The 16295-nt window shown below is 38.8% G+C and carries 13 protein-coding genes; 4 read left to right on the forward strand and 9 right to left on the reverse strand.

Going from position 1 to position 16295, the window contains the following annotated elements:
• Positions 1-1128, forward strand: coding sequence for an anhydro-N-acetylmuramic acid kinase (locus tag ABLB96_RS02565; RefSeq protein WP_348898112.1), 1128 nt, complete (start codon positions 1-3; stop codon positions 1126-1128).
• 126 nt (positions 1129-1254) lie between these two features.
• A complete protein-coding gene (locus ABLB96_RS02570) occupies positions 1255-2100 on the forward strand; it encodes an alpha/beta hydrolase (RefSeq protein ID WP_348898111.1) in 846 nt (281 codons plus the stop codon).
• Positions 2101-2156: 56 nt separating this feature from the next.
• Here the strand turns inward: ABLB96_RS02570 and erpA are convergent, their stop codons facing one another.
• The 4 genes from erpA to ABLB96_RS02590 all read right to left on the reverse strand — a co-directional run bounded on the left by erpA (position 2157) and on the right by ABLB96_RS02590 (position 6235).
• On the reverse strand, positions 2157-2492 hold the full coding sequence (erpA, locus tag ABLB96_RS02575) for an iron-sulfur cluster insertion protein ErpA (RefSeq protein ID WP_002115421.1): 336 nt from the start codon (positions 2490-2492) through the stop codon (positions 2157-2159).
• A 124-nt stretch (positions 2493-2616) separates the two neighbouring features.
• A complete protein-coding gene (locus ABLB96_RS02580; protein WP_348898110.1) occupies positions 2617-3621 on the reverse strand; it encodes a putative solute-binding protein in 1005 nt (334 codons plus the stop codon).
• 345 nt (positions 3622-3966) lie between these two features.
• Positions 3967-4974 (reverse strand): putative solute-binding protein, encoded by a 1008-nt coding sequence (locus ABLB96_RS02585; protein ID WP_004698179.1) that lies wholly within the window; start codon positions 4972-4974, stop codon positions 3967-3969.
• Between the two features lie 256 nt (positions 4975-5230).
• Positions 5231-6235 (reverse strand): putative solute-binding protein, encoded by a 1005-nt coding sequence (locus ABLB96_RS02590; RefSeq protein WP_348898109.1) that lies wholly within the window; start codon positions 6233-6235, stop codon positions 5231-5233.
• Between the two features lie 252 nt (positions 6236-6487).
• Between ABLB96_RS02590 and ABLB96_RS02595 the strand changes: the two genes are divergently transcribed.
• Positions 6488-8419 (forward strand): ATP-binding cassette domain-containing protein, encoded by a 1932-nt coding sequence (locus ABLB96_RS02595; RefSeq protein ID WP_348898108.1) that lies wholly within the window; start codon positions 6488-6490, stop codon positions 8417-8419.
• 264 nt (positions 8420-8683) lie between these two features.
• A complete protein-coding gene (locus ABLB96_RS02600) occupies positions 8684-9241 on the forward strand; it encodes a VTT domain-containing protein (RefSeq protein WP_348898107.1) in 558 nt (185 codons plus the stop codon).
• Positions 9242-9321: 80 nt separating this feature from the next.
• Here ABLB96_RS02600 and cybC read toward each other — a convergent pair whose 3' ends face one another.
• The 5 genes from cybC to dnaA form a co-directional block, all read right to left on the reverse strand.
• On the reverse strand, positions 9322-9714 hold the full coding sequence (gene cybC / locus ABLB96_RS02605; protein ID WP_348898106.1) for a cytochrome b562: 393 nt from the start codon (positions 9712-9714) through the stop codon (positions 9322-9324).
• Between the two features lie 38 nt (positions 9715-9752).
• Positions 9753-12221 (reverse strand): DNA topoisomerase (ATP-hydrolyzing) subunit B, encoded by a 2469-nt coding sequence (gene gyrB / locus ABLB96_RS02610; protein ID WP_348898105.1) that lies wholly within the window; start codon positions 12219-12221, stop codon positions 9753-9755.
• A gap of 52 nt (positions 12222-12273) precedes the next feature.
• Entirely contained in the window at positions 12274-13356 is a 1083-nt protein-coding gene (gene recF, locus ABLB96_RS02615; RefSeq protein WP_348898104.1) for a DNA replication/repair protein RecF, read from the reverse strand.
• Positions 13357-13371: 15 nt separating this feature from the next.
• Positions 13372-14520, reverse strand: coding sequence for a DNA polymerase III subunit beta (gene dnaN / locus ABLB96_RS02620; protein WP_004698161.1), 1149 nt, complete (start codon positions 14518-14520; stop codon positions 13372-13374).
• 97 nt (positions 14521-14617) lie between these two features.
• Positions 14618-16015 (reverse strand): chromosomal replication initiator protein DnaA, encoded by a 1398-nt coding sequence (gene dnaA / locus ABLB96_RS02625; RefSeq protein WP_348898103.1) that lies wholly within the window; start codon positions 16013-16015, stop codon positions 14618-14620.
• Positions 16016-16295 lie beyond the last annotated feature (280 nt).

Below are 16295 nucleotides of genomic sequence, written 5' to 3' on the forward strand. Positions count from 1 at the left end.
ATGAGCGCAATCTATATCGGCGTAATGACTGGCACTAGTATGGATGGTGTGGATATTGTTGCGGCTTCATTTGAGCCACTACAGCTTCATGCCACTCTTACAGTTCCATTCGAACCCGAGTTACGTGATGAGCTTATGGCATTAACTTTACCTGATGACAATGAAATTGACCGTATGGGTAAAGCTGATGTTGCTCTAGCCAAAATGATTGGTCACGGGATTAATACCTTAATTGAAAAGCATCAATTAGATCGTAGTCAAATAAAAGCTATTGGATCTCATGGACAAACCATTCGTCACCGCCCAGAACATGGCTTTACGCTACAAATTGGCGATCCAAATATTATTACTGAACTTACTCAGATTCCGGTTGTTTCAGATTTCCGTCGTAGAGATATGGCGGCAGGCGGCCAAGGAGCACCATTAGTTCCAGCTTTCCATCAAGCATTATTTCAACACCCAAGTATTCATCGTGTGATTTTGAATTTGGGTGGTATTGCCAATGTAAGTATGTTGCCTGCCAATAACCCTGACGGCGTATTTGGATTTGATACAGGCCCTGCAAATATTTTGATGGATGCGTGGTGTCATCGCCATACAGGTCATCCATATGATGAAAATGGTGACTGGGCAGCTTATGGTCATCCTATTCGTTCGTTACTTGACCGTCTTCATGCTCATGAATATTTTTCTAAAGAGCCACCTAAAAGTACGGGCCGTGAAGATTTCAATATTGACTGGTTAGATGATCAGTTAATCGATTGGCGAAATGATTTAACTTATGATGAGTTAGAAGATACACCTGAAAATATTCAAGCCACTTTATTAAAGCTTACGGTGCGTGCCATTCAAAAAGCGATTTATCGTTCTGAGATGGAAACAGGTGAAGTATACGTTTGTGGGGGTGGAGCTTATAACTCTTATTTATTAGAACAATTACGCTGGCGTCTACGTAAGCACAATTGGTCTGTTCAACCTACAGATGTTTTAGGACTCTCCCCTACTTGGGTTGAGGCTACAGCATTTGCATGGTTAGCAATGCGTTTTGTAAATGGTTTAAGTGGTAATTTACCAGCAGTAACAGGTGCCTCTGACTTTAGAATTTTAGGAACAATTACTGCAGTCTAAGATTATTTATAGATTCTCTTAGCTAGATTCGACCTCATAGCACATTTACTGACCCGAAATGCTGTTATTTAAATATGCATAAAAACTCATGATAAATGTCAACAAAAATAAGTAAGGCATGTTGTTATGGATTTGACCAACCGTATTCATCAATACACACGTGGGGCTTGGACATTCGATGTAATTGATTCAGGCCCTATTGATGGTCCACTCGTAGTTTTATTGCATGGTTTTCCAGAAACTGCCCATAGTTGGGAGCAAACCTCTGAATTATTGCATCAGCATGGATTTAGAACACTTGCGATTCATCAACGTGGGTATAGTTTAAATGCTAGCCCCCAAAGTCGCTTTCAATATGCTTTAAGTGAGCTAGTCGAAGATGCTGCAAGTTTGATTAAGCAGCTTGGTCAGCCAGTTTATTTAATCGGACATGATTGGGGCTCGGCAATCGCTTCGGGTTTTGCTATAAAGTATCCACAATATATTCAGCATCTCACTTTAGTTTCTGTACCTCATCAAGCCGCTTTTTTAAAAGCCTGTTTAAGCAGCAGACAACTTTTTAAATCTTATTATTTTGCAGTTTTTCAGCTTCCGATCTTGCCCGAGCTTTTATTTAAAAAATTACCTAAATGGGGACATAAGTTTCTTAAATCATCTGGCATGACTGAGCAGCAAATTGAAATATTCGAGAATGAGTTTATAAAAGAAAATAGACTAGGCACGGCGATAAATTGGTATCGCGGTTTTTTCTGGGAGAAACCTCAGAATCCATTTAAAGCAATAAATGTCCCGACTCTTTTTATCTGGGGTAAACATGATATTGCCATTACAGAAAGAAGTGCCGAGTTAAACTCATATTATTTTAAAAAGAGTTATAAGGCCGTTTTTATGGATGCATCGCACTGGATTCCCTATCAGAATGCACCTGAACTCGTGCAGTATTTTTTAGAATCTATCAGTGAAAAATCATGAGCCGATCAATAAAAAAACCTCTCGTTAGGGAGAGGTTTTTTTATTTTAAAATTCTTTTAAATCGAGAATGAAGAACCACAACCACATGTTGTTGTTGCATTCGGGTTTTGCACGATAAAACGTGAACCTTCAAGACCTTCTACATAGTCAACTACTGAACCAATGAGGTATTGATAGCTAAGTGAGTCAACCAGCATTTTCACATCGCCATTTACAAATTCTGCATCATCTTCATTTACGCTTTCAGCAAAATTGAAGCCATATGAAAACCCTGAACACCCGCCTCCTGTCACATACACACGTAACATGAGATCGTCATTCCCTTCACTATCACGGAGTTGGCGTACCTTATTGGCAGCATTATCTGTCAAAACTAGAGCTTGGGCATTCATGATGATTGTTCCTCGGATTTTGCTGTGCCTTTCAAAATAAAAAAGACCCTATATTGAGTATAGCATAATCAATATAGGGTCTGTCTTCGAAGTTTAAAGCGAATCTTGAGTATTTCTATCAAGATTATTTGTAATTTTCGTCTTGTAAGCCACATTCGAAGTTTTTCGCATCTTGCTTACAACGGAATTGCCATAATAGCTTCATCATCCGTTTATCATATACACCATGCTTTGTAAGACTAATTCGTGATTCACGCATGAGCTTTTGATAGCCTGGCTTATCAGCAGCGGGCACATCCATCCAGTATTTTTGTGGAATATCAGCTTTCATTTTACCCAATATAGTAAACGCACGTGGTAATTGGCCTGCCACCCATTCTCTAGATTTCTGGCCAAACCCTGCTGGGAATTTGTCAGGACGAATAATAATATTTCCTGTCACCTGTAAAATTGGATAGTTAACGATTGCCCCTTTCGTCCCTAAGCCCTTTTGCAACTCTAAAGGTTTAAACGCTGCTGCGGGTGCGCCAATAATATCGACTTGATGGTTATTAAATTTAGCTCCGAAGTTAGTTACATCTGCACTTACTGCTTGAGCGCCAACCTGCTGAACCATAATTTTTTGTGCTTCATCATAGTCAAGCACCGCAATTTTTTTACCTGCAGCTTTAGCCACCGTATTAATACTACGATCATTTACTAAAAGGTAAGCATCCCCTACTGGAATAACACCAACCACTTCATAACGACCATTGACCATATATTTACTAAAAGTCGGGCTTGCTAAACCTTGCATGACTTTAACTGCAAGTTTGAGATCTGGAATTGCACCAATCGCATCTAATGACCCAGTAAATGAGTTAAATTGACGCCCACGCATGCCCGATACGCTAATGCCGTCACATTTACCGGCTTTAAAATCTTCGGCAATTACAGCTTCATTTTGATTTACTTTAAGTTCGATATCAGCTCCCCAGTTTTTAGCTGCAAGCTGATAATCTTTCATGAGTGCATAGACATCACCATTTTTACCAACGAAGTCAAAAACACAAATAGTTTGTTTGGCCTCGGCTGCAAATGAAATTGTTGTGAGTCCCATCGCAAGTAAAAGCGTTTTGGAAAATCGCATATTCTTTTCCTTTCCTTGTAGATTTTTTGTTTTTGGCATCAAGAAATTTCACGCTGGTTGGCATGATTCTTAGGAGACATGCTTCATCTAAAATTCACGATTAAGATATTTTTACGAGCAGTTCTGTTTATATGAGTTCAATTAAAGAAAAATAACTATTTAAATATTTATAGCAGTTCTTTGATCACTCACATCCTTGTTGCGTTTTAATACCTTCATATCCAGATGAAGTTTTATCCTTAATTTAGATTAGCGACTTTTTAATCAATCACAATGGCTGAATTGACAGCCTATATAAAACAAAAAAGCCTAGAACTCAGTCTAGGCTTTTAAGGTCAATATGAATTATTCACCAGCCATTGAACATTCAAAGTTAGCTTTGTCTACAGAACAACGTGCTTTTTTCAATACAGACATCATACCTGCATCGTAAATACCACGTTTAGTTAAGTCCATACGGCCATCACGTAGCATTTTTTGGTACTTAAGTTTGTCTTCAGCACTTAGGTTCATTTTGTATTTACCTGGAATCTGTGCTTCTAAACGGTTAATCATTGCAAAGTTTTTAGGTAATTGTTTCACGAACCAATCACGAGATTTTTGACCAAAGCCCGCTGGGAATTTATCCGCACGCAATACAAGGTCAGCAGTTACGTGTAAAACTGGGAAGTTCCACATTACACCGTTTGCACCCAAACCTTTGTTTAGTTCTAATGGTTTGTATGCATAAGCAGGCGCACCTACCATATCTACCTGACCATTGTTAAATTTAGCAGCAAAGTTTGAAATATCAGAAAGAACTGCTTGAGCACCTACACGCTGCACCATAATTTTTTGTGCATCGTCATAACCTAACACGGCGAATTTTTTACCCGCAGCTTTTTCAACAGAGTTGATGTTTTTGTCACGTACGAAAATGAATGCTGAACCTAATGGAGAGATACCAGCAACTTCGTATTTTTTACCACCAAGGTTAGTTGTCATTTTTGCAGCATTACGTGCATCTAATACATAAGTAATCGCACGCTGCGCAATTTGGTTATTAGGAACACCGCCAAGTGAGTCGATTGATCCTGCAAATTTGTTATATTGGCGTGCGCGCATAGCCGTCATTGCTACAGCATCACATTTACCAGCTTTAAAATCATTGTCTGCAACAGCCTCGTCTTGACGAGGAACTAAGTTAATTTCAGTACCCCAGCCTTTTGCAGCTAGAGCCCATTCTTCCATCATTTTATATGAGTCGCCTGCTTTTCCTAAGAGGTCGAATACACATACGGTACTCGCTGCTTGTGCTGAAGCAGAAAAACCAACAACAGAAGCGGCAGCCATAGCAAGTACGATTTTTTTCATTTTCTTCATCCTTCCACGGAACAGATTTTTTTGTTTGAAGTTTCCTTTCAAAGACAGATATTAATCATGTTTTTTAGAAAAAAATAGAGCTTTTACTCAAATATTTTTATCTGTTTGAATCATTGTTTGTTCAATTTAAATTATTTATTAGGGATAAAAATCACTAAGTTTCTATAAGTTACTTTTTATATTCACAATTTTCATACCCATATTCATCTTTGAAATATATGTAGCGTTTTTGTGTTTAAAAAATAAACTACTCTCCATTCAACGTACATTCAAAATTAGTCCGTTCAATCGTACATCGAGCGCGTTTAAGTACACCCATCATGGTTGCGTCATATACACCTTGTTTTGTTAAGCCAAGGCGTCCTTCGCGTAATATTTTTTGATATTTAAGTTTATCTTCGGCTGAAAAATTTAATTTAATTTTAGGCGGTACTCCTGCCTCCAACTGTTTTACCATATTAAAGTTTTGCGGTAACTGTTTAATAAACCATTCACGAGACTTAATTCCAAAGTTGGCGGGGAACTTATCATTTCTGGCAATTAAATCTCCTGTGACATTAACCACAGGAAAAGTAAACATCGCTCCATTCGTTCCGATACCTTTCCCTATCTCTAAAGGTTTATAAGCATAAGCGGGAGCAGCAATCGCATCGACTTGGCCGCTATTAAACTTTTTCACAAAATCGGTAATTTCTGATGGAATAGGATGTGCACCGACACTTTCCACCATAATCTTTTGAGCTGCGTCATATTGTAAAATAGCAAATTTAGTACCACGTACTTTTTCAATTGAGTTCAGGCTTTTATCTCTTACAAACAAATAAGCCAAACCAATCTGGACAATACCGACAACTTCATAGTTTGTTCCATTTTGTGCTGTCACCATACGGTGTTTATTACGTTGATCTAAAACATAACTAATCGCCTTTTGAGCAATTGCATTACTGGTCACGCCACCAATCGCATCAATCGAACCTGCAAATTTATTATAATTTCTTGCTCGCATTGAGGTCATATAAGCTGCGTCACATTTACCTTCACGCAGCCTACGATCTACCAAAGCTTCATCCTGAAATGGAATTAAGGTAATGTCAGCTTGCCAACTTTTCGCTGCAAGTGCCCATTCTTCCATCATTCTGTAGGATTCACCTGATTTCCCCAATAAATCGAATACACACACATTTTGTCCTGCATGTACTGTTCCTATAGCGCAGCAAAATACTGCACTCATTATCCCCGATCTTTTTTTCATTTGACTTTCCTTAGTCTAGTTTTATTAGTAGTTCATTTATTAACCAAATTTTAAATTGTTTTTATTTTAGCCATATTTTTTTAAATAAGGTCTATCTTGTTCAAAATTTAGATATTTTCAGACGAATAGCTTAAATAGGGATAGGCTCACCCCTGCAATCCAAACATTTATAAACTAAAACGCCTAAAACTTTGTCTTCACGGTCAGTTCTCTTTAAAATACAGCATCCCTAACTCACCTCGATAAGACAAGATGATTCAATTTGACCAAGTTTCTTTACGCCGCGGTGGACGTGTCCTATTTCAAAAAGCGTCTATGCAATTACACCCAGGTTGGAAAATTGGTCTGACTGGAGTGAATGGTGCAGGTAAATCAACTTTATTTGCTGCATTGCTTGGAAGTTTAGGCGCAGATGAAGGTTCGCTTACTCGTCCTTCGGGGTGGACCATTGCGCATATGGCACAAGAAGTAAAAGCTTTGGATATGCCCGCAATTGATTTTGTTCTTTCCGGTGATGAAGAGTTTTGGGATATTCAAAATAAACTTGCTCAACCAGATCAACTGAGTGACTTTGAATTGGCTAAATTACATGGCCGCTTTGATGAGATTCATGGTTATTCAGCACCCTCTAAAGCTGCCCAGCTCATGGCGGGCCTTGGTTTTCTAGAAAATCAATTGCGTTTGAATGTTGAGAGTTTCTCTGGTGGATGGCGTATGCGTTTAAATTTGGCGCGTACCCTCATGAGTCGTTCAGATTTACTATTACTTGACGAACCAACCAACCACTTAGATTTAGATGCAATTTTGTGGTTAGAAGATTGGCTTAAAGCCTATGAAGGTACACTCATTCTAATTTCGCATGACCGTGACTTTTTAGATGCGATTACAGATCATATTCTTCATATTGAAAATCAGGAACTCACGCTTTACACCGGAAACTACTCTACCTTTGAAACCACCCGAAGTGAGCGTTTAGCACAACAACAACAAGCTTTTGAGAAGCAGCAAGAAACACGTGCTCATCTACAAAAGTTTATTGATCGTTTTAAAGCAAAAGCGACTAAAGCGCGTCAGGCACAAAGTCGTATTAAGCAACTTGAGCGTATGCAGCAACTCGCTCCTGCTCATATCGATACGCCATTTACGTTTAGTTTCCGTGAACCGACCAAAATGAGTTCACCGTTGCTGACTTTAGAAAACGCCAGCATTGGTTATGGTAATAAACAAATCGCTGAAAAAATTAAACTTCAAATTACCCCAAACTCACGTATTGGTTTACTGGGTATGAACGGTGCAGGTAAATCAACTCTTATTAAGAGTCTAGTTGGTGATTTACCATTACTCAGCGGTGAACGTAAAGCTTCAGAGCTACTTAATATTGGTTACTTTGCACAGCACCAAATGGATGCTTTAGATGGCCATGCGAGTGCAATGTTGCAACTTGCCCGTATCGCAGATAAACAAATTAGTGAAGCGACCCTACGCTCTTTCTTAGGGAGTTTCGGCTTTAGTGGTGAACGCATGGATACCCCATGTGAAAGCTTTTCGGGTGGAGAACGCGCTCGTTTGGCTCTCGCACTGATTGTATGGCAGCGCCCAAATGTTTTAATTCTGGATGAGCCAACCAACCATTTAGATCTTGATATGCGTCATGCACTCAGCATGGCTTTACAAGATTTTGAAGGTGCGGTCGTACTGGTTTCCCATGAACGTCAACTTATTGCTAGTGTATGTGACGAGCTTCTTTTAGTACACGGCGGCAAATGCACTGAGTTTGAAGGTGATTTGCAGGATTATGCAAAATGGCTACGTGAAGCACGTCAGCAACAAATCAATGCTCAAACTGCCGTAGCACAAAATAACTCATCCTCTACCACTGCTGCTCCAGCTAAAATTGATAAAGAAGCACAGCGTAAAGAGGCAGCTCGTCGTCGTGAACAGACTCGACCTATTCGTAAAAATATTGAAAAAGTTGAGTCTCAAATTGAGAAACTTCAGCCACAGCTTGCCAAAATTGAAGAAGCTTTAGCAGATAGTTCCTTATATGAAGCTAATCGCAAAGATGATTTACTTAAGCTGATGAATGAACAAACTGAGCTTAAAGCTAAGCTTGAGCAACATGAAGAGCAACTTTTAGAACTTATGATGGAACTTGAGGAAATGGAAACCTCTTTTGAAAACTAAGTTCTTGCCAGTACTTGTTTTTTAAATACTCGTACTGGCTTTTAGTTCAAATTAGAGCTTTATTTGCGCTACTATATAAAATTCTGAGTTACGCCTAATAAGGTTTCATTTAACTGTTAAATTTTTGAGATAGATTCAAATTTGATAACATATAAAGCTTAAGCTACATCTTAAGGGTTGCCATACACAGATAATTTAACTAAATTCTGTAACTTCGTTTTACCCTTCTTGAGTAGGTATTTAATTCGGGATCAGACAAACTGAATGAATTTTATTGATTTTATTACTAACTTTGAACAATTTTTACCTATTTTAATTCAGGAGTATGGCGCATGGGTCTATGCCATCCTCTTTTTGATTATTTTTTCTGAAACAGCCTTTGTATTTATGTTCTTTTTACCTGGAGATAGCTTACTTCTCACAGTAGGTGCGCTATGTTCAGTGATTGAAATGATGCACTTGGGTTATATGATTACTTTACTAACCGTTGCTGCTACGCTCGGTTATATTGTGAACTATTCTATTGGTCGCCATTTTGGCAATCGTATTTTTGAAGCAAAATCACGTTTTATTAAGAAAGAATACTTAAATAAAACCAACCGTTATTTCTTACAACATGGCGGTAAAACCATTCTTCTAGCACGTTTTATTCCTTTCGCACGTTCTTTTGCGCCGCTAGCTGCTGGTTCTAGCAATATGAGTTATGGAAAATTTTTAATTTACAATGTAGCTGGGGCTATTTTGTGGATTTGTATCCTTTTAACTGCGGGATATCTATTTGGCCATGCACTCATTCAGGTTACAGATTTAGTAGAGAGCTAATATGCTTCGGCTCTAATAAAATTGAATGCATAAAAAAGGGAATGATTGAATCATTCCCTTTTTTTAAGATAAAAATGAAATTATCTAAATTTTTTGTGGTTCTCATTACGGATGTTAACCAAGTTAATTGCTTCCGTTTTAGCTTGGTCTAATTGTCCTTTATCTACCAATACCGTAACGCGATCAATTTCAGCAACCAGCTGATCTAACCCTGCTTGGTATTGCTTTACCTGTACATTTTCTGGTGGTAAACCTTCCAATTTATGAGGTAAAGATTTTTTTGAAGATACTGCTGCCTGACGCATAATCACAAGTTGCTGTTTTGCGTTATTGAGATCTTTCGCTTCAGCAAAGGCTTTTGTGCTCTTTGCTAAAGTTTTCATGTCGCCTTCCAAGTCTGCTGCAAATGCAGAATGACTTACTAAAGCCGCACATGAAATCAGCATACTTGCTAAAAATTTTTGACTCATCATCTTTCTCTCCCTAGACTGATTTAGAATCTTATTACCAATTAAGCATCAATATCTGCATTTAATGCATTTTCTTCAATGAAAGCACGACGTGGTTCAACATCATCGCCCATTAAGCACGAGAACATACGATCTGCTTCGATGGCATCATCAATAGTCACCTGTAACATATTACGGTTTTCAGGGTCCATTGTGGTTTCCCAAAGCTGTTCAGCATTCATCTCACCCAGACCTTTATAGCGCTGGATCATCATTCCACGACGTGAATCTTGCAAAATGTGCTGCCACACCTGATGGAAATTAGCGACTTGAATACGGCGATCACCTTTTTGTAAATATGCACCATCTTCAATTAATTTGAACCAACTCTTCGAGTTCTTCAATAAACGGGCATATTCCGCTGAATTTAGTAAACCAGCATCAAGCAAGTAAGCATGTGGTAAGTTATGAACATATACCGTCACACGTGGCCAATAATGCGCAGTTTTCTCACCTTGAGCATTCTCACGTTCGAATGTTTCAAGTGAAATTTCCGGACGTAAACTTGGTTGTAGTCTTTGTATAGCGTCACGTACTTGATCAGCCCATTGCTGTACATAAGCTTGGTCATGGTTCTGATCAGTTTTAAATGCATCCATTTCAAGTAATGCATCAAGCAAGCTCGCTGGATAACGTAACGTTAAACGTTGTAAGCTTTTTTGTGAAACTTGATAATCCTGAATTACTTTAGCTAGTGCTTCGCCCGTAATCGCAGGCGCATCAGCGCTAATATGTAAAGAGAGCTCATCAATTGCATTAGAAATAAGGTACGTTTCTAGAGCATCATTATCTTTAATATATTGCTCTTGCTTACCTTTTTTCAGTTTATACAAAGGTGGCTGTGCAATATAAATATGACCACGTTCCACCAACTCCGGCATTTGACGGAAGAAGAACGTTAATAACAATGTACGGATGTGTGAACCATCGACGTCAGCATCGGTCATGATAATAATTTTATGATAACGAAGCTTATCAGGGTTGTATTCTTCACGGCCAATACCACAGCCAAGTGCTGTAATTAATGTACCGACTTCCTGACTAGAGATCATTTTGTCAAAGCGAGCACGTTCAACGTTCAGAATTTTACCTTTCAAAGGTAAAATAGCCTGCATTTTACGATTACGACCTTGCTTGGCACTACCACCCGCAGAGTCACCCTCGACCAGATATAATTCAGAAAGTGCTGGGTCTTTTTCCTGACAGTCAGCTAATTTACCCGGTAAACCAGCAATGTCTAACGCGCTCTTACGACGTGTCATTTCACGAGCTTTACGCGCAGCATCACGTGCACGAGCAGCGTCAATAATCTTGCCAGCAATCGATTTAGCAGCTTGTGGGTTTTCAAGTAAGTAAGCAGAGAACTCTTTGTTCATTGCTTGTTCAACCGCTGGTTTTACTTCACTTGATACTAACTTTTCTTTCGTTTGAGACGAGAATTTCGGATCAGGTACTTTAACTGAAATAATCGCCGTTAAACCTTCACGCGCATCGTCACCAGTTACATTCACTTTTTCTTTCTTGAGAATGTTTTCATTTTCAAGATATTGGTTTAATCCACGTGTTAAAGCTGCACGGAAACCTGCTAAGTGCGTACCACCATCTTTTTGCGGAATATTGTTGGTAAAGCAACGTACGTTTTCTTGATAACTTTCATTCCACTGCAATGCAACTTCTACACCAATACCACTTTCGGTATCTGCGGTGAAATGGAAAATCTCATTTAGATGCGTTTTACCCTCGTTAATGTATTTTACAAACTCAGATAAACCGCCTTCGTAGTCGTATACATGCTCAAGGTTAATACGTTCATCACGTAAAACAATACGCACGCCCGCATTTAAAAATGAAAGCTCACGTAAACGACGCGCTAAAATTTCAACGTTAAAAATGGTTTGACTAAATGTCAGTTCACTTGGCCAAAAACGTACAGTTGTACCACTGCTATCCGTTTCACCAATCACACGTAAAGGATATTGTGGATCACCGTGTTGATATTCTTGCTCATGAACTTGGCCAGCGCGATTAATAATTAAATGCAATTTACTTGAAAGTGCGTTAACTACTGATACACCTACACCGTGCAAACCTCCTGAAACTTTATAGCTATTATCATCAAACTTACCGCCTGCATGCAGAATAGTAAGAATTACTTCCGCGGCAGAAACACCTTCTTCAGGGTGAATATCGGTTGGAATACCACGGCCATTATCTGAAACACTCACAGATTCATCTTCGTGAATCGTGACAATAATTTCGTCACAGTGTCCTGCTAAGGCTTCATCGATTGCGTTATCGACAACCTCGAATACCATATGGTGTAAACCGGTACCGTCGTCTGTATCCCCAATATACATACCCGGACGTTTACGAACTGCATCTAATCCACGTAATACTTTAATACTAGAGGAATCATAAGCCTTTTCATTGGTTTGTTCTGTTTGAGAGGCTGATTGAGACTCTGAACTCATGGTTTCTCCCTAGCAAATATAGGTTTATTCAAAGATGGGTAACATCAAAAAATTATGGTGAAGCAAGACTAACTTGACCGGATTCAACATTGAATAATTGATATGAAATAGACAGATCATGTAAATGTTTTTTTACCGATGCATGATCTAAAGTTGTCATAAAAACCTGGCTACCAAGTTGGCTTAATCGTTCAATTAAACGTTGTTGTGCGGTTAAGTCTAATTCTGCTGTCAGATCATCTAATAATACCACAGTTTCCTTATTACTCGCATGCAACATTGCAATTTGTGACAGTTTTAAGGCAATAATCAAGAGTTTTTTCTGACCTCTTGATAAAACATCATCTGCATGTCCAAAAGGCGTTTTTAAACGCAAATCAGCCCGATGTGGGCCATACTCTGTATAACGTCTTTCGATGTCTTTTTGGTGCTGATTCAGCAAATCTTGCATGAGTCCCTGCTCTGTATGAAAACCTGGACTATATTCCAGTTCAATCTCCAGATCTGGCAGTAACTGACTTAAATCATTTTGAAAATAAACATTCCATTGCTCTACGATACTTAAACGCTGTGAGTGTAAAATTTCGCCATAATCACTCAACATTTTGTTCCACGGCTCCAAATCGGTCAATGAAAGATTACGTCTCGTTTTAAGTAAAGTATTTCGCTGTTTTAAAGCACGGGAGTAATATTGCCAAGCAAAATAAAACTCAGGTTCCACGTGGAACATTAACCAATCTAAAAGCTGACGCCGAGGCTTGGCACCATGGTCAATAATATCGGTACTTTGCGGATCAATATGCTGTAAAGGAAGTAATTTGGCGAGCTGACCTTGTGTTGCCACCGTATCACCGTTAACTCTCATTAACTGCTCGCCCGAAGCGAGTTTTTGCATACCGATTTTTTCAGTTGCTGACTGCGCAAATACAATCGCATCGTCAGCTTCATATTGAATATAGTTTTTAGGAATATGTGTGCGGAATGAGCGGCCTGTAGCAAGCAAATGAATTGCTTCTAAAATCGATGTTTTACCTGAACCGTTAGCGCCATAAAAGACATTAAACGGTTGCAACCCATGGAGTGCAACCGTTTCTAAATTACGCACACGTTCAATGTTTAAGCGCGTAAGATGCATAGAATTAAAACCAGATTAAACACGCATCGGCATAACCACATAGGTCTGGTCAGGATGAGCTGGATCTTGTACCAATACAGATTGGTTCGCCTCAGTCATGCTCATATTTACATCATCACCATCTAATACACCTAATACATCAAGTAAATATTGAGCATTAAATGACATTTCTAACGGTGAATTTTGATATTGAATGGCTAAATCTTCAATCGCTTCATCTTGTTCAGGGTTATTTGCACGAAGTTGCAAAGAATCCTGATTAAAGTTTAAGAAAACGCCGCGTAATTTTTCATTACTCAAAATAGCAACACGTTGTAATGATTGCTTAAATACATCGTGACCAATCAACACATGTTTATCACCACCACGTGGAATAACACGGCGGTAATCTGGGAATTTTCCATCAATCAATTTTGTTGTAAAACGAACCGTAATATCACCTTGCTCTTTATCGCGGCTCGGCGTATTAATCGTCACATTTAATAATTCACGACCAATAAGCAAAGTAAGTTGCTCATCTTCAATACTCAATAAACGCTGTAATTCACCGACTGCTTTACGAGGCACGATTGCTTGAACTAACTGAGATGAGCTAGAAGAAGCTAAAATTTCACAAAGTGCAAGACGGTGACCATCGGTTGTTACTGCACGCAATTGATTTTCATCAATTTCTAACAAAGTACCTGTTAAATAAAAACGTACATCTTGTACAGCCATCGCAAAAGCAGTTTTTTCAAATAAACGCTTTAATTCACGCTGGGTTACTTGTACTTGGGTACCTTGGCTATTCTCAGTATTGAGTAACGGATAATCTTCAGCTGGCAGAGTACCTAATACAAAACGGCTATTACCAGATTTTAAAATACATCGTTGATCTTCAGTAATCTGTAAATCAATCAATGCAGCTGCAGGTAAAGATTTACAAATATCCATTAACTTACGAGCAGGAACAGTGGTTTCACCTGCTTCTAGACACGCCCCTTCTGATAAAGCAGTGCTCGCCACCAGTTCAACTTCTAAATCTGAACCAGTAATGGTGAGTGCTTGACCATTAGTCTGAATTTTGACGTTTGAAAGAATATTCAAGGTATGACGACGTTCTACCGCACCGACAACATGCGATAAAACATTGAGTAAACTTTCTTTAGCGATTTTCAAACGCACGATTCATTCCTCTAGCAACTTGGAGCAAACATTTCATTTTTTAGCTGTGTACTATGCTGCACTTATGGAGACTTTGCAACAACGTCTTATGATTTCATTAACTCTGAAGAAGACGTAATAAGTTTTTATAATCTTCATCAAAGATCGGATCTTCTTCCCGCAAACTGACTACTTTTTCACAAGCATGCATCACGGTACTATGGTCACGTCCGCCAAAAGCCATTCCAATTTCTGGAAAACTGTCACCCGTTAACTCACGAGCAAGTCCCATCGCCAATTGACGTGGTCGAGCATAGATTCGTGTTCGTTTTGGGCCTACGAGCTCTTTTAATGGAATTCGGAAATATTCGCTGACGACACGTTGTATATTTTCCACACTAATTGTACGGGCGCGAATGGCCAATACATCTTTTAAAGACTCCCGAACAACATCAAGATCGATCGGAGCACCTTTAAAACGCGAAATCGCAACAACTTTATTCAATGCACCTTCAAGTTCACGTACGTTTGCTACAACTTGTTGAGCAATGAATAATGCGCAGTTTCTAGGTAAATCAACGCCACTATTTTCAGCTTTTTTAAGTAAAATTTCGATTCGGGTTTCAATATCTGGTGGTTCAACACCGACTGATAATCCCCAAGAAAAACGAGAAACCAAACGAGGGTCAAGTTCCGTCAACTCTTTAGGATATCGATCAGAAGTTAAAATAATTTGTTTAGATTCATCAAGTAAGGCGTTAAATGTATAAAAGAACTCAACAAGGCTAGCTTCTTTTCCAGCTAACAAGTGAATATCATCAACCAATAACAAATCTAAAGAACGACAATTTTTCTTAAACTCTTCGACCTTCCCTTTTTGTAGTGAACTCACAAAGTCCTGTACAAAACTTTCTGAAGTCATATACATAACTCGCGCATTCGGTTTAGCCTGAAGTAAAGCATTACCGACCGCTTGCATTAAGTGAGTCTTACCAAGACCTGTTGGGCCATATAAAAACAAAGGGTTATGTTGAGAAGCACCTAATTGAGTCAATACTTTTCTACAGGTTTCTGCTGCCATCTGGTTAGAACGGCCTTCAACAAATAATGAAAAAGTAAATTGAGGGTTTAGGAGTTTCTTTTTAGCAGTTTTAGGATTAACCACATTGTTAGCAACGGGTTCTACTTCTCTTTTAACCTTAACAGGTTGTGATACGGGAGCTGTTTGTAAAGCTGCTGTTGTTGTTGCCGGTTGTTCATTAGAAGACAAAATACTACCAGGACGAGAATCTACCAAGATTTCCACCTGACGCACACGTCCTTCTGACAATTGTTCGGCCAATATTGAAATTAACTCTAAATGATTCTCTTGAATATAACGCGTCCAATAAGGATTAGGAGCATATAGACGTAGTATCCCCTCCACTTCTTCAGCTACTAAAGGGCGAATCCACATCGCAAAGACGTTATCAGAGAGCTCTTGTCGCAAGCGAGTTAAGCAGTCTGTCCAAAGCATGTGTATCCCCTATGTCTGCGTTTTAAATTCAAATCACTTAAAGATTAACCCTTCCTGATGAGAAGGGGTCGCCATTCTACCCAAGTTATCCACATCTGTCATGACAAATTCGGTTGATTTTGTCTAAAAAGAAAACTCTTGTGAATAAATTTAAATTCAAAACCAATTGTGAATAACTTTTTGCACATCCTGTGGATAAATTAACACATAAACTTATCCACAATCCATAAAGACAATAAAAACAGAGTTATCAACAGTTCAAACATATGTTTTTTAAATT

It is taken from the genome of Acinetobacter sp. XH1741 (assembly GCF_041021895.1).
Classification (GTDB): domain Bacteria; phylum Pseudomonadota; class Gammaproteobacteria; order Pseudomonadales; family Moraxellaceae; genus Acinetobacter.